Annotated in this window: 20 protein-coding genes; 6 read left to right on the top strand and 14 right to left on the bottom strand. The window is 72.0% G+C overall.

Going from position 1 to position 21,752, the window contains the following annotated elements:
- Positions 1-26: 26 nt before the first annotated feature.
- From AB0M82_RS31455 to nadD, 5 genes are read right to left on the bottom strand one after another with little or no spacing between them, the layout of a single operon-like run.
- The gene (locus AB0M82_RS31455; protein ID WP_364729618.1) at positions 27-884 is read right to left on the bottom strand and encodes a DegV family protein; all 858 of its coding nucleotides are present in this window, start codon (positions 882-884) and stop codon (positions 27-29) included.
- A 4-nt stretch (positions 885-888) separates the two neighbouring features.
- A complete protein-coding gene (octT, locus tag AB0M82_RS31450) occupies positions 889-1,617 on the bottom strand; it encodes a diglucosylglycerate octanoyltransferase (protein WP_364729615.1) in 729 nt (242 codons plus the stop codon).
- 3 nt (positions 1,618-1,620) lie between these two features.
- Positions 1,621-2,235 (bottom strand): histidine phosphatase family protein, encoded by a 615-nt coding sequence (locus AB0M82_RS31445; RefSeq protein ID WP_364729612.1) that lies wholly within the window; start codon positions 2,233-2,235, stop codon positions 1,621-1,623.
- The gene (gene rsfS, locus AB0M82_RS31440; RefSeq protein WP_364729609.1) at positions 2,232-2,627 is read right to left on the bottom strand and encodes a ribosome silencing factor; all 396 of its coding nucleotides are present in this window, start codon (positions 2,625-2,627) and stop codon (positions 2,232-2,234) included. The genes AB0M82_RS31445 and rsfS overlap by 4 nt, the downstream gene beginning before the upstream one ends.
- Positions 2,628-2,686: 59 nt before the next feature.
- On the bottom strand, positions 2,687-3,280 hold the full coding sequence (gene nadD, locus AB0M82_RS31435) for a nicotinate-nucleotide adenylyltransferase (RefSeq protein ID WP_364729606.1): 594 nt from the start codon (positions 3,278-3,280) through the stop codon (positions 2,687-2,689).
- A 173-nt stretch (positions 3,281-3,453) separates the two neighbouring features.
- Between nadD and AB0M82_RS31430 the strand changes: the two genes are divergently transcribed.
- The 4 genes from AB0M82_RS31430 (at position 3,454) to AB0M82_RS31415 (ending at position 9,136) form a co-directional block, all read left to right on the top strand.
- The gene (locus AB0M82_RS31430) at positions 3,454-5,565 is read left to right on the top strand and encodes a RecQ family ATP-dependent DNA helicase (RefSeq protein ID WP_364729603.1); all 2,112 of its coding nucleotides are present in this window, start codon (positions 3,454-3,456) and stop codon (positions 5,563-5,565) included.
- A 182-nt stretch (positions 5,566-5,747) separates the two neighbouring features.
- On the top strand, positions 5,748-7,031 hold the full coding sequence (locus AB0M82_RS31425) for an MFS transporter (protein ID WP_364729600.1): 1,284 nt from the start codon (positions 5,748-5,750) through the stop codon (positions 7,029-7,031).
- Between the two features lie 130 nt (positions 7,032-7,161).
- Positions 7,162-8,892: an arginine--tRNA ligase gene (argS, locus tag AB0M82_RS31420; protein WP_364729597.1), complete on the top strand. Its 1,731-nt coding sequence runs from the start codon at positions 7,162-7,164 to the stop codon at positions 8,890-8,892.
- Positions 8,893-8,926: 34 nt separating this feature from the next.
- Entirely contained in the window at positions 8,927-9,136 is a 210-nt protein-coding gene (locus AB0M82_RS31415; protein WP_364729594.1) for an antibiotic biosynthesis monooxygenase family protein, read from the top strand.
- Here the strand turns inward: AB0M82_RS31415 and AB0M82_RS31410 are convergent.
- Positions 9,106-9,705: a TetR/AcrR family transcriptional regulator gene (locus tag AB0M82_RS31410; protein ID WP_364729591.1), complete on the bottom strand. Its 600-nt coding sequence runs from the start codon at positions 9,703-9,705 to the stop codon at positions 9,106-9,108. The genes AB0M82_RS31415 and AB0M82_RS31410 overlap by 31 nt on opposite strands.
- A gap of 61 nt (positions 9,706-9,766) precedes the next feature.
- Between AB0M82_RS31410 and AB0M82_RS31405 the strand changes: the two genes are divergently transcribed.
- Complete coding sequence (locus AB0M82_RS31405; RefSeq protein ID WP_364729588.1) at positions 9,767-10,480, top strand: SDR family oxidoreductase; 714 nt, start codon at positions 9,767-9,769, stop codon at positions 10,478-10,480.
- A 225-nt stretch (positions 10,481-10,705) separates the two neighbouring features.
- On the opposite strand, the gene proB is transcribed toward AB0M82_RS31405, so the two are convergent.
- The 5 genes from proB to AB0M82_RS31380 form a co-directional block, all read right to left on the bottom strand.
- Positions 10,706-11,815 carry a glutamate 5-kinase gene (gene proB / locus AB0M82_RS31400; protein ID WP_364729585.1) on the bottom strand — a complete coding sequence of 370 codons (1,110 nt, stop codon included), beginning with the start codon at positions 11,813-11,815 and terminating at the stop codon, positions 10,706-10,708.
- Positions 11,812-13,272, bottom strand: coding sequence for a GTPase ObgE (gene obgE, locus AB0M82_RS31395; RefSeq protein ID WP_364729582.1), 1,461 nt, complete (start codon positions 13,270-13,272; stop codon positions 11,812-11,814). The genes proB and obgE overlap by 4 nt, the downstream gene beginning before the upstream one ends.
- A gap of 109 nt (positions 13,273-13,381) precedes the next feature.
- Entirely contained in the window at positions 13,382-13,642 is a 261-nt protein-coding gene (gene rpmA / locus AB0M82_RS31390; protein WP_013228479.1) for a 50S ribosomal protein L27, read from the bottom strand.
- A 41-nt stretch (positions 13,643-13,683) separates the two neighbouring features.
- Positions 13,684-13,998, bottom strand: a complete 315-nt coding sequence (rplU, locus tag AB0M82_RS31385) for a 50S ribosomal protein L21 (RefSeq protein ID WP_003067132.1) — start codon at positions 13,996-13,998, stop codon at positions 13,684-13,686.
- A gap of 176 nt (positions 13,999-14,174) precedes the next feature.
- Entirely contained in the window at positions 14,175-17,090 is a 2,916-nt protein-coding gene (locus AB0M82_RS31380) for a translation initiation factor IF-2 N-terminal domain-containing protein (protein ID WP_364729579.1), read from the bottom strand.
- 539 nt (positions 17,091-17,629) lie between these two features.
- Here AB0M82_RS31380 and AB0M82_RS31375 point away from each other — a divergent pair.
- Positions 17,630-19,060: a S8 family serine peptidase gene (locus AB0M82_RS31375; RefSeq protein ID WP_364729743.1), complete on the top strand. Its 1,431-nt coding sequence runs from the start codon at positions 17,630-17,632 to the stop codon at positions 19,058-19,060.
- An 8-nt stretch (positions 19,061-19,068) separates the two neighbouring features.
- Here AB0M82_RS31375 and AB0M82_RS31370 read toward each other — a convergent pair whose 3' ends face one another.
- From AB0M82_RS31370 to AB0M82_RS31360, 3 genes are all read right to left on the bottom strand, one after another.
- Positions 19,069-19,899: an ABC transporter permease gene (locus AB0M82_RS31370; RefSeq protein ID WP_364729576.1), complete on the bottom strand. Its 831-nt coding sequence runs from the start codon at positions 19,897-19,899 to the stop codon at positions 19,069-19,071.
- Positions 19,899-20,705 carry an ABC transporter permease gene (locus AB0M82_RS31365; protein WP_364729573.1) on the bottom strand — a complete coding sequence of 269 codons (807 nt, stop codon included), beginning with the start codon at positions 20,703-20,705 and terminating at the stop codon, positions 19,899-19,901. The genes AB0M82_RS31370 and AB0M82_RS31365 overlap by 1 nt, the downstream gene beginning before the upstream one ends.
- Before the next feature lie 61 nt (positions 20,706-20,766).
- Positions 20,767-21,723 carry an ABC transporter ATP-binding protein gene (locus tag AB0M82_RS31360; protein ID WP_364729570.1) on the bottom strand — a complete coding sequence of 319 codons (957 nt, stop codon included), beginning with the start codon at positions 21,721-21,723 and terminating at the stop codon, positions 20,767-20,769.
- Between the last annotated feature and the right edge of the window lie 29 nt (positions 21,724-21,752).

Here is a 21,752-nt window from a genome sequence, read left to right as displayed (position 1 = left end):
CCCGGCGAAGCCGCCCGGTCACCGCGCTAGCGGGGGAACGGGACCGTCCGCTGGACGACCACGCCCAGCACCCCGGGCCCGGTGTGCGCCCCGATCACCGCGCCCAGCTCGGAAACGACGCACCCCGCCGAACGCGGCACCGCTTCCTCCAGCCGGTTCGCCAGCTCGACCGCCCGTTCCGGCGAGGCGAGGTGGTGGACGGCGAGCTCGACGTCGTCGTCGTCCGCGGCCTGGGCGGCGAGCTCGACCAGCCGCGCGATCGCCCGGTTCATGGTCCGGACCTTCTCCAGCGGGACGATCCGGCCGTCGGACATGTGCAGCACCGGCTTCACCGCCAGTGCCGTGCCGAGCAACGCCGCCGCCGGGCCGATCCGGCCACCGCGGCGCAGGTGGTCCAGGGTCTCCACGACGAACAATGTCGACGAGCAGCCGGCCGCGGTCACCGCCGCGGCCTCGACCGCGGCCGCGTCGGCCCCGGCGCCCGCGGCGGCCGCGGCATGCAGCGCGGCGAACCCGAGCCCCATCGCCGTGGTGCGCGAGTCGACGACGCGGACCCGGTCCGGCCCGACCTCCTGCGCCGCCAGCACCGCCGCTTCCCAGGTCCCCGACAGCTCGCGCGACAGGTGCACCGACACGATCGCGTCCGCGCCCTCGGCCAGCGCCGCCCGGTACGCCTTCACGAACTCGGCGGGGGTCGGCCGCGACGTGGTGACGATCTTGCGCTGGCTCATCGCCTCGGCGACCGCCGCGGGACCGGTCTCGATGCCGTCGAGGGAAACCACGCCGTCGACCAGGACGTGCAGCGGCACCACCCGGACCGCGTGCCGTTCGGCGAAGCCCTCCGGCAGGTGGGCGGTGGAATCCGTGACTACGGCGACCGACACGCCGTCAGCCTACGTGGCCGGGGGCCAGCGCCGGCGCGATCAACACGGACATCGCCGCACCCACTGCCGCGTGTCCCGGCCAGCCCCAGTGCATTCCGTCCGGGTTGCCCGCGCCGCTCAGAACGTGCTCCCCGACGACGGCTCGGAGGTCCAGCAACGGAACCCTCGCTCGTTCGCCCCAGGCCGCCATCGCGGCCTCCGCGGCCGGGCGCGCGGTGTGCACGCCGCCGTACGCCGCCGCCCGGTGCACCGAGGGCAGCATGCCGAAGATCGGCAGTTCGGGGCGCAGGACGCGCAGCGCGCCCACCGCCGTGTCGAGGTACTGCACGGTGAGCTTGGCCGGCAGCACCGTCGGACGGCCGCGGAGCGCGACCGACAACCGCGGCTGCGCGGCGAGATAAGCCTTGCGCACTACGCGCCGCACCGGGTCGGGCCGCAGGTACTTCAGCCCCGTGCGCAGGTAGGTCGGCAACGGCGACGGCAGCGTGTCCATGCTGCCGACCGCCAGCACGACCGCGTCGACGTGGTGGAGATCAGCCCACACGCGCGGGTCGCCGGTCAACGACCACCAGGCGTCGCGCGCGGTCCAGCCGATCCCGGCGACCAGGTCGGCGGTGCCGCCCAACGCAGCAGCGGCCATGTTCGGCCACAGCCGCGGCTCGTCAGCCGCACAGGGCCCTTCAGGGCCGTGAAAGCTCAGCGAATCGCCGAACACCAGCAAGCGCGGCCCCATCGGCTAGCCGTGCATCCCCGCGTTGTAGGCGTGCAGCCGCCACTTCTCGTCACGCCAGCCCAGCTCGACCCAGTGACAGTTCGCGATCCCGCCCAGCGACGGCCAGATCGCCACCGGCAGGTTCAGCAGCCGCGCGGTGAGCGCGATGATCAGCCCGCCGTGCGCGGCCAGCAGCACGGTCTCGCCCACCGAGGAGTTGGCCTGCTGAAGGTCCGTGACCACTTCGCTCGCCCGGTCGGCGACATCGACGCGGTTCTCGCCACCCGGCGGCGCCCAGGTCGCGTCGGTGCGCCAGCGCGCGCGTTCACCGGGGTAGGCCTCGTCGACTTGGGCGCCGGTAAGCCCCTGCCACTCGCCGAGGTGCGTCTCGCGCAGCCGCTTGTCGATCCGCAACGGAACGCCGATCGCGTCGGTGAGCACAGTGGCCGTGTCGGTGGCGCGGCGCAGGTCGGAGGCGATCACGAGGTCCGGGGAGAACCGGGCCAGCGCGGGCACCGCGAACCGGGCCTGGTTCCAGCCGACCGGGGTCAGCGCCGAGTCGAGGTGGCCCTGCATCCGCCCGGCGGCGTTGTAGTCCGTCTCGCCGTGGCGCCAGAGCACCAGCCGCCGCGGGCTCACGGGACGTCCGGGTCCTCGTCGGCGGGCGGCTCCGCGAGACCCGCCACCTCGATGCGGGGGCAGTCCTTCCACAGCCGCTCGAGGCCGTAGAACGTGCGCTCTTCGACGTGCTGGACGTGCACGACGACGTCGACGTAGTCGAGCAGCACCCAGCGCCCTTCGCGGGCGCCCTCGCGGCGGACCGGCTTGTGGCCGCTCTCCCGCAGCTTTTCTTCGACGTTGTCGACGATCGCGCCGACCAGGCGCTCGTTGGAGGCGGAGGCGATGACGAAGGCGTCGGTGATGACGAGCTGCTCGGACACGTCCAGCACGACGACGTCGCTGGCCTTCTTGTCCGCCGCCGCGTGTGCGGCCGCTACGGCCAGCTCTCGTGCCTCGGACGTGGCTGCCACGGTGCTCCTTTTCAGATCGGGTTCGCCCGAGAAGGGTACCCGCCGGGACCAGGGCGGCTTCAGTCGCTCTTCCGGTAGAGGTCCTTCTTGGCGATGTAGCGGACGACGCCGTCGGGAACGAGGTACCAGAGCGGCTCCCCGCGTTCGACGCGGTCGCGGCAGCCGGTGGACGAAATGGCCATCGCGGTGACCTCCACGAGGCTCACCTTGCCGCTGGGCAGGTGGTGGGAGTTGAGCCGGTAGCCGGGCCGGGTGACGCCGATGAAGTGCGCCAAGTCGAACAGCTCGTCGGCCTTGTGCCAGGTGAGGATCTGCTCGAGCGCGTCGGCGCCGGTGATGAAGAAGAGCTGGTCGTCCGGGTACTCCGCCTGCAGGTCGCGCAGGGTGTCGACGGTGTAGGTCTGGCCGCCGCGGTCGATGTCCACGCGACTGACCGAGAACAACGGGTTGGACGCGGTGGCGATGACCGTCATCAGGTAGCGGTCCTCGGCCTTCGTCACCTGGCGGCTGGTCTTCTGCCACGGCTGCCCGGTGGGGACGAAGATCACTTCGTCGAGCCCGAACCGGGACTGGACCTCGCTGGCCGCGACGAGGTGGCCGTGGTGCACGGGGTCGAACGTGCCGCCCATGACCCCGATCCGCCGTGGTGACATGACTCCGGAGCCTATACAGCGGAGCCGGGAGGCGTCCGATGCTGTTCGCCACCCCATCCGACCGAGACAGACTTGTGATTCAGGTCACATTACGTGCCGTATACGACACGAACGGTCCGTTCGCGCCGCCGCCGATTCCCGGTTCGTCGGTGCCATGGGGTAGACGTGGTGGCGTGGACACCACCGGCACCACCCCAGCACTCCGCGACCGCGCCGAGACCCTCCTCCGGGCGCTGGCCGGCGACTCGGCGAAGCTGCGCGAAGACCAATGGACGGCCATCGAGGCCCTCGTCGCGCAGCGGCGTCGCGCGCTGGTCGTGCAGCGCACCGGCTGGGGCAAGTCGGCGGTGTACTTCCTCGCCACGGCACTGCTGCGGGAACAAGGCAGCGGGCCGACCGTCATCGTCTCCCCGCTGCTGGCGCTGATGCGCAACCAGATCTCGGCGGCGGCACGGGCCGGGATCCACGCGGCGACCATGAACTCCGCGAACCCCCAGGAGTGGGATCAGGTCCAGGCGGCCGTCGCGGCCGGCGAGGTCGACGTGCTGCTGGTCAGCCCCGAGCGGCTGAACAACCCGGACTTCCGCGACAACGTGCTCCCGAAGCTGACCGCCAGCACCGGGCTGCTGGTGGTCGACGAAGCGCACTGCATCTCCGACTGGGGGCACGACTTCCGGCCGGACTACCGGCGCCTGCGCACGCTGCTCGGGGACCTGCCCGACGGCGTGCCGGTGCTGGCGACCACGGCGACCGCGAACAACCGCGTGGTCACCGACGTGGCCGAGCAGCTGGGTCTCGGCACCGGCGGGGACACGCTGGTGCTGCGCGGCAGTCTCGACCGGGAAAGCCTGCGGCTGTCGGTGTGCCGGCTGCCGACGTCGCAAGCGCGGCTGGCCTGGCTCGCGGAGCACCTGGCCGAGCTGCCCGGGTCCGGGATCATCTACACGCTGACCGTCGCGGCGGCGCACGACGTCGCGTCGCTGCTGAAGGACCGCGGCTACCCGGTGGCGGCCTACACCGGCAAGACCGACCCGGCCGACCGGCAGGCGGCCGAGGACGACCTGCTCGGCAACCGGGTCAAGGCCCTGGTCGCGACGTCCGCGCTGGGCATGGGGTTCGACAAGCCGGACCTCGGGTTCGTCGTGCACCTCGGCGCGCCGTCGTCGCCGATCGCGTACTACCAGCAGGTCGGCCGCGCCGGGCGTGGCGTGGAGCGCGCCGAGGTCGTGCTGCTGCCCGGCGAGGAGGACCGCGCGATCTGGGCGTACTTCGGGTCGCTGGCCTTCCCCGACGAGCTGCGCGTGACCCAGGTGCTGAACACGCTCGCGTACGCCGACCGTCCACTTTCGACGGCCGCGCTCGAGCCGTCGGTGGAGCTTTCCCGCTCCCGCCTGGAAATGGTGCTGAAGGTGCTGGACGTCGACGGCGCGGTCCGGCGCGTGAAAGGCGGCTGGGAGAGCACGGGGGAAGACTGGCAGTACGACCGCGGGCGGTACCAGCGGGTCGCGGAGGCGCGCGACCGCGAACAGGAGGCGATGCTCGGCTACCTCGCGACCGGTGACTGCCGGATGGAATACCTGCGGCGTCAGCTCGACGACCCCGAAGCGACGCCGTGCGGGCGGTGCGACAACTGCACGGGCAAGCACTGGGACACGACGGTGGCCGACGAGGTCGTCGACGCGACCCGGGAACGCCTGCAGCGGCCCGGCGTCGAGGTCGCGCCGCGGAAGCAGTGGCCGACGGGAATGTCCTCTTTGGACGTCCCGGTCTCCGGCCGGATCTCGGCCGACGACCAGGCCGAGCCCGGCCAGGTGCTCGGGCGGCTCACCGACGTCGGCTGGGGCAACCGGCTGCGGGAGCTCGTCGGCCCGGGCGCCCAGGACGCCGACGTGCCCGACTCGGTGTTCAAGGCCTGCGTCCAGGTGCTGGCCGGGTGGCAGTGGGCGGAGCGGCCGGTGGCGGTGATCGCGGTTCCGTCGTCGACACGGCCCCGGCTCGTCTACAGCCTGGCGACGCGGCTGGCCGAGGTCGGCAGGCTGGACTTCCTCGGCGCGCTCGACGCGGACGGCCCGCCACCACGCCAGGCCAACAGCGCCCAGCGGCTGGCGGACCTGTGGCGGCGGCTGAGCATGCCGGCCGACCTCGCGGCCACGTTGCCGGCCGGGCCGGTCCTGCTGGTGGACGACGTCATCGACACGGGCTGGACGATGACGCTCGCGACGCGTCTGCTGCGGCGGGCCGGGGCGTCGGCGGTGCTGCCGTTCGCGCTGGCCAGCACGGCCTGAGCGGCGGAGGAAGGGAGGGAGCACAAGGACTCAGAACGAGGTCTCGCGTACCCGGACAGTCGGCTCGCGTGCCTGGAGGGTCGGCTCGCCGTGTGAACCATCTCGACGGATGGTCGGGATCTTTCGCACCGCGAACGAATGTGGCAAAGTCCGGTCCACCTTCGGGTGACGTGGAGGCCGCCATGACCGAGTCCACCGTGCAGGTACAGCGCCACCGGCTGCCGGTGCGCAAGTTGTTCGCGGCGAGCGCGGGCAATGCGCTGGAGTGGTTCGACTGGACGATTTACGCGACGTTCAGCATCTACTTCGCCGGCGCGTTCTTCCCCTCCGGGAACGACACGCTCGCGCTGATCAACACGTTCGCCACCTACGCGCTCGCGTTCTTCTTCCGGCCGCTCGGCGGTGTCCTGCTCGGACGCTTCGCCGACACCCGGGGTCGCAAGCCGGCCATGATCCTCACCATCCTGCTCATGGCGGGCGGCTCGGTCGCGATCGGCTTGTTGCCGACGTTCTCGCAGGTCGGCTGGCTCGCGCCGATCCTGCTGCTGCTCGCCCGCGTCGCCCAGGGCCTGTCGCTCGGCGGCGAGGTGTCGAACGCGTCGGCCTACCTGGGCGAGATCGCGCCGCCGGAACGACGCGGGCGGTACTCGGCGTTCTTCTACATCTCGACCGGTACGGCCGTGCTCATCGCGACCGTCCTCGGCTTCGTGCTGGCCCGGACGCTGGACAAGGCCGAACTTTCGTCCTGGGGCTGGCGGCTGCCGTTCCTGCTGGGCGGGGTCTTCGGCCTGGTCGGGCTGTGGCTGCGCCGCAGCCTCGCCGAAACCGAACTGTTCGAGCAGACCAAGACCAAGGCCCGGAAGATCGAACGGCCGCTGCTGACGACGCTGACGCACCACCCCAAGGCCGTCGGCAGGCTGGTCGGCTTCACGATGCTCTCGACCCTTTGCTACTACACGTTCTTCAGCGCGCTCACGTCCTTCGCGGTGAAAACCCGGCATGCCGACGCCGACGCCGTCTTCCTCGCCCTTTCGGTCGGCACGGCGTTGTTCATCGCGCTGCAGTACCCGCTCGGCGCGCTGTCGGACCGGTTCGGGCGCAAGCCGCAGTTGCTCATCTGGTCCGGCGCGACCGCGGTCGTCGTCGTCCCGCTGTCCACTTTGATCGGGCCCGGGATCGGCGGCCTGCTCGTGGTGTTCTGCGTCGGGCTCGGGTTGTACACCGCGATGACGTCGATCGCGCCGGCCATCATGAGCGAACTGTTCCCCACCGAACTGCGCGGGCTGGGGATCGGGGCCTGGTACAACCTGACCGTCGCGATCTTCGGCGGCACCGCCCCGCTGCTCATCACCGTGTTCGGCGCGGTCTCGCCGACGCTCTACTTCTGGTACGTCGCCGCCGGCGCCGCCATCGCGTTCGTCGTGATCCTCACGCTGCCGGAAACCAAGGGCAGCGAGCTGCGGTAAACCCTTCGTCACCGGCCGGTCACGCTCGCTACGCTGCGTGTTCCGGGGCGCCGCCCCGGGCCGGGGGCTTCGCCACCCGGACCCCCACAAGCAGTTGTGGGTTCCGCCACCGAGCCGAAGGAGGGACACCGTGCAGACCGCCGACCTTACCGAGGAGCTGGCGCGCCGCGTGGCCGCCGCCGCCGGCCGGACACTGGGCGTGGAGCTGACGCCGGACCAAGCGCTGATCCAGGCGTCGCCGCGCGAAGGCGTCGACTATCAGGGCAACCTCGCGATGAGCCTGGGCAAGCGGCTCGGCCGCCCGCCGCGTGAGGTCGCCGAAGCGATCGCCGGGGCACTGGAGCTCGGCGGCATCGCCGATCCCCCCGAAGTCGCCGGGCCGGGCTTCCTCAACTTCGTGCTGCGCAAGGAATGGCTCGAAGCACACACCGGCGCTCTGCTCGGCGATCCGCGTCTCGGCGTGCCGGAAACCCCGGCGCCCCGGCGGATCGCGCTCGACTACAGCGGCCCGAACGTGGCCAAGGAGATGCACGTCGGGCACCTGCGCTCGTCGGTGATCGGCGACGCGCTCGTCCGCCTGCTGCGCTTCGCCGGACACGAAGTGCTGCCGCACAACCACCTCGGCGACTGGGGCACGCCGTTCGGCATGCTCATCGAGCATCTCGCCGACGTCTCCGCCGTCTCCGCCGGGCAACGCGCGATCGCCGACCTCGACGCCTTCTACCGCGAAGCGCGCCGGAAGTTCGACAGCGACGAAGCGTTCGCGACGCGGGCGCGCAACCGCGTGGTCCTGCTGCAAAGCGGCGACGAAGAGACGCTCGCCGTCTGGCAGGAACTGGTCGACGAGTCGACCCGGCACTTCGACGAGGTCTACGCGCTGCTCGGGATTTCCCTGACACACAAGGACATCTACGGCGAAAGCTTCTACAACCCGTACCTCGCCGCGGTGGTCGACGACCTCGAGAAGGCCGGGCTGACCGAGGTCAGCGACGGCGCGGTCTGCGTGTTCCCCAGCGGGTTCCGCAATCGCGAAGGCGACCGGCTGCCGCTGATCGTCCGCAAGCGCGACGGCGGCTACGGGTACGCCGCCACCGACCTGGCCACCGTCCGGTACTGGACGGCCGAACGCGGCGCCACCGACCTGCTCTACGTCGTCGGGGCCCCGCAGGCGCAGCACTTCGCGATGCTCTTCGCCATCAGCCGCGAAGCGGGCTGGCTGACCGGAACCGCCGAGCACATCGGCTTCGGCACGGTGCTGGGCGCCGACGGCAAGACCATGCGGACCCGGGCCGGCGAGACGATCAAGCTGGTCGACCTGCTCACCGAAGCCGTGACGCAGGCCGCGGCCGTCGTCGCCGAACGCAGTGAGCTCGACGCGTCGGACCAGCGGAAGGTCGCCGAGGCGGTGGGCATCGGCGCGGTCAAGTACGCCGACCTGTCCGGCGACCGCGAGCGCGACTACGTCTTCGCCTGGGACCGGATGCTCGCCAAGGAGGGCAACACTTCGGTGTACCTCCAGTACGCGCACGCGCGGACGCGGTCGATCCTCCGGAAGGCGGGCGTGACACCCGAAGGCGCGCAGGTGATTCTCGAAGCGCCGGCGGAACGAGCGTTGGCACTGAAGCTGCTCAGGTTCGGCGAAGCACTGAAGGCCGCGACGAGCGGCTACGCGCCGCACAAGCTCTGTACGTACCTGTACGAGACGGCGGTGGTGTTCTCCAGGTTCTTCGAGGAATGCCCGGTACTGAAGGCGCCTTCGCCGGCGCTGCGCGCGTCTCGGCTCAGGTTGACCACGCTGACGTCGCGAACGCTCGCGCTCGGGCTCTCCCTGCTCGGCATCGAAGCGCCCGAACAGCTTTAGCGGAGACCGGATCAGGAGCACGCATGATGAAGCCGTGCGGCTGGCGCGCGAAGCACCCGGTTGCCTCGAGTACGCGCTGAGTGCCGACCTGCTCGACCCGGGCCGGGTCACGGTGTACGAGCGCTGGGAGTCCGACGAGGACCTTGAGCGCTTTCGCGGGTCCGGGCCGTCGGGCGAGCAGGCGGCGCAGATCCTCGACGCCGCGGTGGCGCGCTACCGGATCTCGGCCGTCGAGGCGCCGTGATCCGCGAGCAGCGCCACCAGTTCGCCGGCCAGGCCGCCACCGACCGGCTCGCGCGTCGCGAGGAGCCGGTACCAGAGCGTGCCGAACACGACGTCGATCACCGTGCCGGAACTGACGCCCGCGGGTAGTTCCCCGCGCTCGCGGGCGCGGTCGACGATCGTGCCGAGAGCGTCGCGACGGCGGAAGAGGAAGTCTTCGCGGAACCGCTTGCCGAACTCCGGGTCGATCTGCGCCTGCGCCATCAGCGCCCGGAGCGTGTCCGCGACCGGGGATTTCTCCCCCAGTTCGAAAGTGCTGCCAAGGAAGCCCGCGAGGTCGGCGCGGAACGTCCCCTCGTCGGGGATCGGCACCTGCAGGTCCGCCTTCGTCGCGAGCGCGTCGAGCAGGACGTCGGCCTTCGACGGCCACCAGCGGTAGACCGTCTGCTTGCCGACGCCGGAGCGCGCCGCGATGCCTTCGACGGTCAGCGCGCCGTAGCCGGCTTCCGCGACCAGGTCGAGCGTGGCGGCGAGGATCGCCAGCCGGCTCTGCTCGCTGCGCTTGCGGCCGGGGCGGGACTGGTCGGTCATGGGATCCGATGGTAGCGTCCATTTCGAAACGAGACGTACCGGTTCGAAATGGGGAACAAGCATGAGCATCGCTCTCGTGGCCGGCGGCACTTCGGGCATCGGCCTGGCGACCGCGCGGCGGCTGCAGCAGCGGGGATACGACGTCCACGTCACCGGGCGGAGCAAGGAACGCCTCGACGACGTCGCGGCGACCGACCCGCGGCTGACCGGGCACCAGGCCGACGGCGGCGACGCCGCGGCGATGACCGCGCTGGCCGGGTCACTCGGCACGGTCGACGTGCTGGTGGTGAGCCTGTCCGGCGCCGAAGGCCTGGGGCCGATCGCCGAGCTGGACCTGGGGATGCTGCGCCGGGCCTTCGACGCGAAGTTCTGGGCGCACCTGACCACGGTCCAGGCGGTGCTGCCGCACCTGGCCGCGGACGGGTCGATCACGCTGCTCAGCGCGATCACCGCCCGGGCGGCGATGGCCGGCACGGCCGGGATCGGCGCGCTCAACGCGGCGATCGAGGCGCTGGTCAAACCGCTGGCGGTGGAGCTGGCCCCGCGACGGGTCAACGCCGTCTCGCCGGGCGTCGTCGACACGGCGTGGTGGAGCGGCTTCCCGGCCGAGGTCAGGGAGGGATTCTTCGCCCAGACGGCGGCTTCGATCCCGTCCCGGCGCGTGGCAACGGCCGACGACGTGGCCGAGGTGGTCGCGCTCGCGGCAACGAACGCCAACCTGACCGGCACGGTACTGGAAGCCGACGGCGGAGCGCGGCTGGTCTCGGTGGGCTAGCCGCGCGACGGAGAGGCATCGCGTGTGATTGGCGGGGCATCATGCGTGATCAGAGGGGCATCGCGTGTGAGCAGAGGGGCATCACGCGCGATTGCGGGGCCGACACGGCGATGCCCGGCCAGTCACGCGCGATGCCCCGGCAATCACACGCGAAGCCCCGCTAGTCACGCGCGATGCCTCGCCAGTCACGTGGGTGACCGGTCAGGTGCGTGGTGGTTGGGCTGGCTAGCGGCGGAGCGGGACCAGGTCGTCCGCGTGGACTACCTCTCGGCGCTGCTCTGCCGGTAGCTCGGGGGTCGAACGGCCGATCAGGTCCGGGAGCTCCGTCGCGTCGAAGGCCACCACTCCGCGGGCCACCGCGCGGTCCTTCGCGTCCACCAGGTCGACCACGTCGCCCGCCTGGAACTCGCCCTCCACGCCCGTGATTCCCGCCGCCAGCAACGACCTGCGGCGGCGCACCACCGCTGTCACCGCGCCGTCGTCGAGACGGAGCTTGCCTGTCGTGTCGGCCGCGTAACCCAGCCAGAACCTGCGGGCCGACAGGCGGGTGTCCGCCGGGGCGAACGCCGTTCCCGGGGAAGCGGAAGTCAGCGCCGCCGAGGCTTCCGAAGCCGCCGCCAACAGCACCGGGATGCCCGCGCCCGCTGCCGTGCGGGCCGCCGCCAGCTTGGACACCATGCCGCCCGTGCCCAGGCCGGAGCTGGACATGCCGACCGCGATACCGTCCACATCGGACTCCGACAGGACCTCGGTCAGCTTGCGACCCGCGCCGCGGCGCGGGTCGCCGTCGTACAGTCCGTCCACATCGGACAGAAGGATGAGTGCGTCGGCGCCGATCAGGTGGGCCACCAGCGCCGCCAGCCGGTCGTTGTCGCCGAAGCGGATTTCTTCCGTGGCCACCGTGTCGTTCTCGTTGACCACCGGGACCGCGCCGAGCGCCAGCAGCCGCGAAAACGTCCGCTGCGCGTTGCGGTAGTGCGCCCGGCGGACGACGTCGTCGGAGGTGAGCAGCACCTGCCCGACCGTCAGCGAATACCGCCCGAACGACTCGGCGTACGCGTGCGCCAGCGCCAGCTGGCCGACGCTCGCCGCCGCCTGCTGGGTCGCGAGGTCCTTCGGGCGCTTGCCGAGCGAAAGCGGGGCCAGGCCGGCCCCGATCGCCCCCGACGACACCAGCACGATCTGCGTGTCCCGGGCGAGCCGCGAAGCGATCGCGTCGACCAGCGCGTCCAGGCGGGCCACGTCGAGCCCGCTGCCCGCGCTGGTCAGCGCCGACGACCCGACCTTGACCACCAGCCGCCGCGCGGCGGCGATGGCCTCCCGGGTGCCGCTCACGCGTCGAGGTCCAGGTCGTCGCCTTCCGGGTCGTCCGGACCGCCACGCCGGATCCGGCGGGCTTCCTTGCGCTCGGCCGCGCCGATCCGGTCGCTGCGCTCGAGCCGGACGTCGGTGCCACGCCCGGACAGGTGCATCGCGACGCTCGGCGTCGACGGCTCCCATTCGAACTGGACGTCGCCGATCGTGACCGGGCTGCCGGGCCTCGCGCCGAGCTTCGCCAGCTTGTCTTCGACGCCGAGGCGTTCGAGCCGGTCGGCCAGGTAGCCGACGGCCTCGTCGTTGCCGAAGTCGGTCTGGCGGATCCACCGCTCCGGCCGGGTGCCGCGCACGATGAAGGCGCCCTCTTCCTCGGGGTCCACCTCGACGGTGAACCCGGAGTCGTCGACGGCTAGGGGCCGCAGCACGATCTTCTCCGGCTCCAGCACCGGCTGCGCCTCGCGGTTCTCCTCGACGATCGCCGCGAGGGCGAAGGTCAGCTCCCGCAGGCCCTTGCGGGACGCGGTCGAAACCTCGAACACCTTGAGGCCGCGGGCTTCCAGCTCCGGCCGGACGAACTCGGCGAGCTCGGCGGCCTCCGGGACGTCGATCTTGTTGAGGACGACCACCCGCGGCCGCTCTTCGAGCTTGCCGCCGAGGCCCGGCGTGTACTTCGCGAGTTCCGCCTCCAGCGCGTCCACATCGGACAGTGGATCGCGGCCGGGGTCCAACGTGGCGCAGTCGACGACGTGCACCAGCACCGCGCAGCGCTCGATGTGGCGCAGGAAGTCCAGGCCGAGGCCCTTGCCCTCGGACGCGCCGGGGATCAGGCCGGGCACGTCGGCCATCGTGAACACCGTGTCGCCGCCGGTGATGACGCCGAGGTTCGGCACCAGCGTGGTGAACGGGTAGTCGGCGATCTTCGGCTTGGCCGCGGACAGCACCGAGATCAGCGACGACTTGCCGGCGGACGGGAAGCCCACCAGGCCGACGTCGGCGACCGACCGCAGCTCCAGCACCAGGTTGCGGGTCTCGCCCGGCTCTCCCAGCAGCGCGAACCCGGGCGCCTTGCGGGCCTTCGACGACAGCGCGGCATTGCCGAGGCCGCCGCGGCCGCCTTGGGCGGCGACGAACGTGGTGCCCGGGCCGATCAGGTCGGCGACCAGCTCACCGTCCTCGGTGAACACGACGGTGCCGGACGGCACCTTCATCACCAGCGTCTCCCCCGCCGCGCCGGCGCGGTTGCCGCCCTGGCCCATCTTGCCGCTGCCCGCCTTGGCGTGCGGGCGGAAGTGGAAGTCGAGCAGGGTGTGCACGTTCGGGTCGACGACCAGCAGCACGTCGCCGCCGTTGCCGCCGTTGCCGCCGTCCGGGCCGCCGAGGGGCTTGAACTTTTCGCGGTGCACCGAGGCGCAGCCGTTCCCACCGTCACCGGCGGTCAGATGGATCACCGCGCGGTCCACGAACCGGGACGCCATGACTTGCCTCTTTCACTCGCGAAAAGGGGGTTACACAAACAAACGAGGGGTGGCACCGGATATTCCGGTCCCACCCCTCGTTCGAGGTCTAGCGTCGAGAACCGAAGACTCAGGCCTCGACTGGCACGACGATGTTGACGGTCTTGCGGCCGCGCTTCTCGCCGAACTGAACGGCGCCGGTGGCCAGCGCGAACAGCGTGTCGTCGCCGCCACGGCCGACGTTCACGCCGGGGTGGAACTTGGTGCCGCGCTGGCGGATGAGGATCTCGCCGGCGTTGACCTGCTGGCCGCCGAAGCGCTTGACGCCGAGGCGCTGCGCGTTCGAGTCGCGACCGTTGCGGGAGCTGGACGCACCCTTCTTGTGAGCCATGGCTCAGCCCTCTTTCTGAAAAAGCAGATCCGGAAAAGTTCTTACAGGGAGATGGCGGTGACCTCGACGCGGGTCAGCTTCTGCCGGTGACCCTGACGCTTGTGGTAGCCCGTCTTGTTCTTGAACTTGTGGATCCGGATCTTCGGTCCCTTGGTCTGCTCGACGACCTTGCCGGTGACCGAGACCTTCGCCAGTGCGTCGGCGTCCGTGGTGACATCGCCACCGTCGACGTACAAAACGGCGGGGAGGATGTGCTCGGTGCCCGGCTCGCCCTCGAGCTTCTCGACCTCGACGACGTCGCCGACGGCCACCTTGTACTGCTTGCCGCCGGTCTTGACGATCGCGTACGCCGACACGGAAGTCTCCTGCATTACTCGACAATGGGTGGGGGCCCCGCGCGATCGGCCCACCTCCGGGAAGGTGGTCCTGCACTCGCACAGGCGGCCCGCGCTGCTGGCAGGCCGTACTACAGGTTACGTGGGGTGCCCCGGTGCGTTACCACCGGGGTCCCCCAAGTAGTTCACTCAGTCGTTCACTGACTCTGGTCGGAGGCGTGCACCGGCGGACCCGCGGGCCGCGACGCCGCCCGGCGCGACCGGCGCCGGGTGGAGCGCACGGCCGGTTCGGGCACGCTGACCTCGGGATGGGCGACCGGCTCGACGGGCTCCGGAGACGCCTCGACCGGCACTTCCGCCGGCTCCGGCGCCGCGGAACGCTCGACCGCGGGCTCTTCCTGCGGCACCGGCCGCTCGTCCGCCTCGGTGGTCACCGGGACGTCCGCGACCTCGGTGGCCGGCTCGGCGGCTTCCGCCGCTTCGGGCACATCAGTCACGTCAGTCACTTCGGAGACGTACCCGTTGCCGTTCAGCGCGCCGTGGTCGTGCTCCTTGGCGGCCTTCGAGGCGTTCGCCATCGCCGCCACCGCCGAAGCGATCGACTCGCGCTTCTCCGGCGGCGGGACGGCGTGCACCTCGGCCTTGGCCGCTTCGACGTGCTGCGGCGCGGCGTCCTCGCTCTTGCCGCCGCGCCCGCGCGACCGGCGGGAGCTCTTCTCCCCGCCGCCACCACCGCCGCCGTTGCCGTTCCCGCCCGGGGACTGGGCCGTGCCGCCCGCGATGCGCTGCGGCTCGGTCGAGACGACCACGCCCCGGCCCTTGCAGTGCTCGCACGGCGTCGAGAACGCCTCGAGCAGGCCCGTGCCGATCTTCTTGCGGGTCATCTGCACCAGGCCGAGCGACGTGACCTCGGCGACCTGGTGCCGCGTCCGGTCGCGGCCGAGGCACTCGGTGAGGCGGCGCAGCACCAGCTCGCGGTTGGACTCGAGCACCATGTCGATGAAGTCGATCACGATGATGCCGCCGATGTCCCGCAGCCGGAGCTGGCGGACGATCTCCTCCGCCGACTCCAGGTTGTTGCGGGTCACCGTCTCCTCGAGGTTGCCACCCGATCCGGTGAACTTGCCCGTGTTGACGTCGATCACCGTCATCGCCTCGGTGCGGTCGATGACCAGGTAACCGCCCGAGGGCAGCCAGACCTTCCGGTCGAGCGCCTTGGTGATCTGCTCGTCGATCCGGTGGTCGGCGAACGCGTCGCCGGTGCCGGTGTAGCGCCTGAGCCGCTCGGTCAGCTCCGGCGCGACGTGACTGACGTAGCCGTTGATGGTCTCCCAGGAGCGGTTGCCCTGGATCTCCAGCTTGGTGAAGTCCTCGGTGAAGAGGTCACGCACGACCTTGACCAGCAGGTCCGGCTCTTCGTAGAGCATGGTCGGCGCGCCGACCTTCTTGCCGGAACCGGCGGCGGCCTTCTCCTTGATGACGTCCCACTGGGCCTTCAGGCGGTCGACGTCGCGGCCCAGCTCCTCCTCGCCGATGCCCTCGGAGGCGGTGCGGATGATGACGCCCGCGTCCTCCGGGACGATCCGCTTGAGGATGTCCTTGAGCCGGCGACGCTCGTTCTCCGGCAGCTTGCGGGAGATGCCGGTGGCGCCACCCGCGGGCACGTAGACGAGGAAGCGGCCGGGCAGGGAGATCTGCGTGGTCAGCCGGGCACCCTTGTGCCCGACCGGGTCCTTGGTGACCTGCACCAGCACCGAGTCGCCGGTGGACAGCGCCTGCTCGATCTTGCGGGCCTTGCCCTCCAGGCCGGCGGCGTCCCAGTCGACCTCGCCGGCGTACAGCACGGCGTTCCGGCCGCGGCCGATGTCGATGAACGCGGCTTCCATGCTCGGCAGCACGTTCTGGACGCGGCCGAGGTAGACGTTGCCGACGATCGAGCCGGAGCCCGACTGCGTGACGAAGTGCTCGACCAGCACGCCGTCCTCGAGCACCGCGATCTGGGTGGAGTCGCCGTGCTCGACGACGACCATCGTGCGCTCGACCGACTCGCGGCGGGCGAGGAACTCGGCCTCGGACAGGATCGGGGCACGGCGGCGGCCGGCCTCGCGGCCGTCGCGGCGGCGCTGGCGCTTGGCTTCCAGCCGGGTCGAGCCGCGGACGCTGCGGACCTCGTCGCGCGCCGGGCGCTCGGCCGGCTCGGCCTTGGCCTGGCGGACGTGCGTGACCGTGTTCGGCGGGTCGTCGGTGGCCTCGGCGTCTTCGCCGTCCGAGCCCTTGCGGCGACGGCGGCGGCGACGGCGCTTGGTGCCGCCCTCACCGTCGTCGGCGTCGCTGTCGGAGTCCGAGAGCGGCGCGGCGGCTTCTTCGGCCTCCTCGCTGTCCGCTTCGGGCTTTTCGTCCCCGTTGCGGCCCTTGCGGCGCGGCTGCGGCTCCTCGACCTGGTCGTCTTCGTTCTCGCCGCTGTCGTCGCCGCCATCGGCACCCTTGCCGCGGCCACGGCCACGGCGGCCACGGCGACGGCGACGGCGACTGCCGGCGTCGTCACCGTCGTCGTCGATGCCGGCGTCGGTGCCCGAGGTGGTGTCCTCGGCCTCTTCGTCGGCCGCCTCGGGCTCCGGGCGGGATTCGGGACGCGGCTCCGGGCGGGGCTCCGGCTCCGCGAACGGGTCCGCCGGCTTGCGGGCCGGCTTGACGGCCGCGGGCTCCGGCGGCAGGAAGACCGGCGACGGCGCGGCGAACACCGGCAGGTGCGCGCGGGCCTTCTGCCGCGGCCGCGGCTTCTCGGCCTCCACGACCGGCGCCTCGGGCGCCTCGGGCTCCACCGGGAGCGCGGGCGCGGCCGGCTGGGCCGGCGCTTCTTCGACGTTTTCGACGCTGCCGGGCGCGAAGGCCTCGGCCACTCTGAGCGCCACTTCCCTGGTCACGCTCGACTGCGCGCTGCGGACGCTTTCGCCCAGCTCGGCCAGCTTCGCGAGGACGTCCCGGCTGTGCGACTCGAGCAGCTTGGCCAGCGCGTGCACCCGGATCCGGGCGGGCAGGTCGGCCAGCGGGCCGGTCGTGGGTGTGGCGGGATTCCCGCCGGTGTGCTCGGCGGGTGTTTCCGCGTTCGACATATGTCTCCTCCGCCCCCGGGCGCGTCTGCCGGTTCGCACCGGCAGGGACGCGGCCGCGCAGGGGCCCCTTTCTGTTCGTTCCGCCGTGGTGGTCACCAGCGGCGGGAATCCTTGCCCGACGACCGGGCGCCGCACCACCTACTGCGGTGACGCGACCCGGTCAAAGGTCTGCTCGGCGGCGTGCGTAAGGCACTCGCGACCCCCGGGCCGCCACGTCGTCCAGCCGCCCGGCCTGCAGGCGGCGGCGCGCGTCGTGCTGTACATGCACATCACCGGGCCACAACGCCGCGGGCAGCACCTCTCACGTGCGCCCCGCGGCCCGGTGGCCTCCCCGAGTATCCCACACCGGGTGACCGCTCCGGTGTACTCGGTACCTCCCGCACGCCGTCCGGGCGCGCCGCGGGGCCCCGGCACCCCACCGGCCGGGGTGAACTTCGCCGTAGCGCTTGTCCGCCGGGCACGGGGTGGCTACCGTGCGGCTCGGGGTGACCGGGATCGCGCGACGGCACCCGCGGTTCCTGCATCCGGTGGGAGGTCCGGTGTCCCTGCTGGCGCGGCCCCTGCGGGCGGCCGTGTGCACCGTCCTGGTGCTTTCGGGATGTGTCACCGCCGGTCCGGCGGTGGCCGGCGAGGCCGGCTGCGGCCACGGCCGGAGCCTGCGCTACGTCGTCACCTTCGACCGCGGCACCGCCGAGGCCACCGCCCGCGCGCGCGTCGAGCGGGCCTGCGGGGCCACCACCGTGTACTACCCGCAGATCGCGGTGGCGGTCGTCACCTCCGGCGACCCGGGCTTCGGCGAACGGATCGGGCTCGACCGGGCGTTCAGCGCCCAGGCCGAGCGGCTGGCCGCCCAGCGCGCCACGGATCCGGTGCGGCCCCGGCCCGCGCGGGCGACGCTGCCCCCCACCGACCCCGCGAAGGTGCCGGACGCGGACTTGACCGCGAAGCAGTGGGACATGCGGATGATCAACGCCGGCCGGGCGCGCGGCGTCTCGGACGGCAGCCGCGACGTCGTCGTCGGCGTGCTCGACTCCGGCATCGACCCGCGGCACCCGGACCTGACCGACGCCCTCGACCGCGACGACTCCGCCGGCTGCCTGACCGGCGCCCCCGACCGGTCGCCGTCGGCCTGGGCGCCGACGACCTCGGTGCACGGCACGCACGTCGCCGGGATCATCGCGGCCGCCGACGACGGGCACGGTGTGACGGGTGTGGCGCCCGGGGTGCGCGTGGCGTCGGTGAAGGTCATCGACGACCGCGGCTACGCCGACCCCGAAGCGGCGGTGTGCGGGCTGATGTGGGCGGCTTCGCGGCACATGCGGCTGACGAACAGCAGCTTCTTCGTCAATCCGTGGTCGCTGTCGTGCATCCGCGGCAACGACCGCGGGGTGGTGCACGAAGCCTTGGCGCGCGCGGTGGAGTACAGCACGTCGGCCGGCACGCTGAACGTCGCGGCGGCGACCAACGAGGCCGTCGGCCTGACGCCGTCGGCGCGGTCCGGCTCACCGGGGGCCGGCACCGGCTGCGAAGCCCTGCCCGCCGCGCTGCGGGACGTCGTCGCGGTGTCCGCCGTCGGCTCGGACCGCGTGAAGGCGGGCTACAGCTCGTACGGGCTGGGCGTGATCGACGTCACGGCTCCGGGCGGTGAGGCGGGCGAGTGCGTGTTCTCGACGGTGCCGGGCGGGTACGCGCCGCTGTGCGGGACGTCGATGGCCGCGCCGCACGTCACCGGGGTGCTGGCGCTGCTGACGTCGTCGTCGCCGGAGGCCGGGCCGCGGCAGCTGCGGCGGACGTTGGACGCGCAGGCGATGCCGATGCCGTGCCCGGCCGACTACGACCTCACCGGGGACGGGACCCAGGACGCCTACTGCGCCGGGTACGAGGGGTTCAACGGGTTCTACGGGCACGGGATGGCGGACGCGCTGGCGGCCGTCGCCCCGGCGGCCGGGCGGCCTGATCCGGCTCGATGAGCCCGGTGTCACGTCAGGAGCAGTTTGGCGATCCGCCGGGTCGCCGCCCACAGGCCGACCACTCCCAGGACCAGCAGGTAGGCGAGGTTGCCGAGCATCGAGACGGACAGGAGGCCGGTCGCCAGGCCGCGCATCAGCTCGATCGCGTGGTACAGCGGGAGGCAGCGGACCACCCACTGCAGCGGCTCCGGGTACACCGACAGCGGGAAGAACGTGGTGGCGAACAGGAACATCGGGGTCAGCCCCAGCTGGATGTAGTCGAACTGGGAAGTCGAGCGCAGGAACGTCACCAGGGCCATGCCGATCGCCGAGAAGGCCAGCCCCACCAGCAGGGCCGCCGGGACCATCAGGAGCGCCCACCAGGACGCCAGCAGCCCCATCGCCGCCGCGATGGCGAGGAACGCCACCGCGTAGACGCCGCCGCGCGTGACCGCCCAGGCGAGCTCGCCCAGCGCCACGTCCAGCGGACCGATCGGCGTCGCCAGCATCGCGTCGTACAGCTTCGCGTAGCGCAGCTTGAAGAACAGGTTGTACGTCGACTCGAACACGGCGCCGTTCATCGCCGACGTCGCGAGCAGCGCCGGCGCCACGAACGCGACGTAGCTCATCGGCCGCCCGTCCGGGCCGGCCACCTCGGTGACCAGCGTGCCGAACCCCAGCTGGAACGCCATCAGGTAGAGGAACGGCTCGGCCGCGCCGGATAGGAAGATCAGCCAGTTGCCGCGGTACACCATGACCGAACGCTCGAGGAGCATGCGGGCGCGGCCCGCGTACAGCCCGGGCGGGAGGATCCGCAGCAGCAGCCCGGCGCGGGCCGGCGGGGCTTGGACGCTCACCATCAGACCACCAGTCTCCGGTAGAAGGCCCGGTGCGCCAGCGCCCACCCGGCCGCGAACAACGCCGCCAGCACCGCGAAGTGGCCGAGCATCGCCCAGCCGCCGACCCCGCCGATGCTCACGCCGCGGGCCAGCTGCGTGCCGTGCCACAACGGCGAGAGCCAGGCCAGCCAGCGGATCGCGCCCGGCAGCTGCGCGATCGGGAAGAACGTGCCGGAGAACAAGGTCATCGGCATGACGACGAACCGGAAGATCAGCCCGAACCGCTGGCCTTCGTCGTACGTGCGCGCCGCCAGCGCGGCCATCGGCGTGGTGCAGGCGAGCCCGGTGACCGTGCCCGCCAGGACGACCAGCAGGACGCCGGGCCCGGTCCAGGCGCCGAAGAACAGCGCGACGAACGCGTAGATCGCGCCGGCCAGCGTCAGCCGCAACGCCGACCAGATCAGGTGGCCGCCGAAGACCTGGCCCGGCGACACCGGGGTGGCCGTGACCGCCAGGTAGTCCTTCTGCCACTTGAACCCGGACAGCACCGGGTAGCTCGACTCGCCGACCGCCTGCTGCGCGGCTCCGGCGGCCAGCAGCGCGGGCGCGATGTACTGCAGGTAGGACAGCCCGCCGGTGACCGCGCCGGGCCGCACCTGGGAGCCGAAGCCGAGGCCCATGGCGGCGAGGAAGAGCACCGGCTGCAGCCCGGTGGAGTACAAAGTGGACAGCCAGTGCCTGCGGTACCAGGTCCAGTGCCCCTCGACGCGCAGCCACGCGCCGTGCCACTTGCCGACCACCCGGCCGGCCGGCTCGACGGTGGTCATCGCGACCTCCCGATCGTCGCGCGGATGACCGGGTCCGGTGCCGCGCTCAGTCCGTTCCGCATCAGTCCACCAGCGTCCGGCCGGTCAACCGGAGGAAGACGTCCTCCAGCGAGCTTCGGCGCACCAGGCTCGACAGCGGCCGCGCCCCACGCGAATGGGCCCGTTCGAGCGTGTCTTCGCCGTCGTCGCTGTAGAGCAGGACCCGGTCCGGCAGCACCTCGACGCGCTCCGCGAGCCCTTCGACCAGCTGGGCCGCCGCCACCTGCCCGCCCGTCGCGAACCGCAGCTCGACGACTTCGCGCGTGGAGTACCGGCCGATCAGCTCGGCCGGCGAGCCCTCCGCGGCGATCCGGCCGTGGTCCATCACCACCAGCCGGTCGCACAGCTGCTCGGCCTCGTCCATGTAGTGCGTCGTGACGATGAGCGTCGTGCCTTGGGCCTTCAACCGGAACAGCCGGTCCCACAGCAGGTGCCGGGCCTGCGGGTCGAGGCCGGTCGTCGGCTCGTCGAGCAGCAGCAGCTCCGGGTCGTTGACCAGCGAGCGCGCGATGGTCAGCCGCCGTTTCATGCCGCCGGACAACGGGTCGACCTTGTCGTCCGCCCGGTCGCCGAGCTGCGCGAACTCCAGCAGCTCGGCCGCCTTCCGCCGGGCCGCCGCCCGGGACAGCCCGAAGTACCGGCCGTAGATCAGCAGGTTCTCCCGGACCGTCAGCTCGACGTCCAGGTTGTCCTGCTGCGGCACGACGCCGAGGCGCGCGCGGATCCGCGGCCCGGCGACGTCCGGGTCGAGGCCGAGCACGCGCAGGTCGCCGTCGGTGCGGGGCGACACGCACGCGATCATCCGCATGGTCGACGACTTCCCGGCGCCGTTCGGGCCGAGGAAGCCGAACGCCTCCCCGCGCCGCACCTCGACGTCGATCCCGCGCACGGCCTCGAATTCGCCGAACCGCTTCACCAGAGCCTTGGCCTGCACCAGTGCCGGTTCCCGATCCTCCGCTTGGTCCACGCTTCGCACCATAGGACGGGACACCGACAAAAACCGAACGG

This window comes from Amycolatopsis sp. NPDC051128 (assembly GCF_040682715.1).
In the GTDB taxonomy this organism is placed as follows: domain Bacteria; phylum Actinomycetota; class Actinomycetes; order Mycobacteriales; family Pseudonocardiaceae; genus Amycolatopsis.
Note: the sequence above shows the minus strand (reverse complement) of the source record. Positions and strands in the feature narration are given on the sequence as shown.

Excerpts from the sequence above, each read along its gene's own strand:
- octT (WP_364729615.1), bottom strand. The coding sequence starts at position 1,617 with ATGGGGCCGCGCTTGCTGGTGTTCGGCGATTCGCTGAGCTTTCACGGC.
- nadD (WP_364729606.1), bottom strand. The coding sequence starts at position 3,280 with ATGTCACCACGGCGGATCGGGGTCATGGGCGGCACGTTCGACCCCGTG.
- AB0M82_RS31425 (WP_364729600.1), top strand. The coding sequence starts at position 5,748 with ATGACCGAGTCCACCGTGCAGGTACAGCGCCACCGGCTGCCGGTGCGC.
- AB0M82_RS31410 (WP_364729591.1), bottom strand. The coding sequence starts at position 9,705 with ATGACCGACCAGTCCCGCCCCGGCCGCAAGCGCAGCGAGCAGAGCCGG.
- AB0M82_RS31405 (WP_364729588.1), top strand. The coding sequence starts at position 9,767 with ATGAGCATCGCTCTCGTGGCCGGCGGCACTTCGGGCATCGGCCTGGCG.
- obgE (WP_364729582.1), bottom strand. The coding sequence starts at position 13,272 with ATGGCGTCCCGGTTCGTGGACCGCGCGGTGATCCATCTGACCGCCGGT.
- rpmA (WP_013228479.1), bottom strand. The coding sequence starts at position 13,642 with ATGGCTCACAAGAAGGGTGCGTCCAGCTCCCGCAACGGTCGCGACTCG.
- AB0M82_RS31380 (WP_364729579.1), bottom strand. The coding sequence starts at position 17,090 with ATGTCGAACGCGGAAACACCCGCCGAGCACACCGGCGGGAATCCCGCC.
- AB0M82_RS31370 (WP_364729576.1), bottom strand. The coding sequence starts at position 19,899 with ATGGTGAGCGTCCAAGCCCCGCCGGCCCGCGCCGGGCTGCTGCTGCGG.
- AB0M82_RS31365 (WP_364729573.1), bottom strand. The coding sequence starts at position 20,705 with ATGACCACCGTCGAGCCGGCCGGCCGGGTGGTCGGCAAGTGGCACGGC.
- AB0M82_RS31360 (WP_364729570.1), bottom strand. The coding sequence starts at position 21,723 with ATGGTGCGAAGCGTGGACCAAGCGGAGGATCGGGAACCGGCACTGGTG.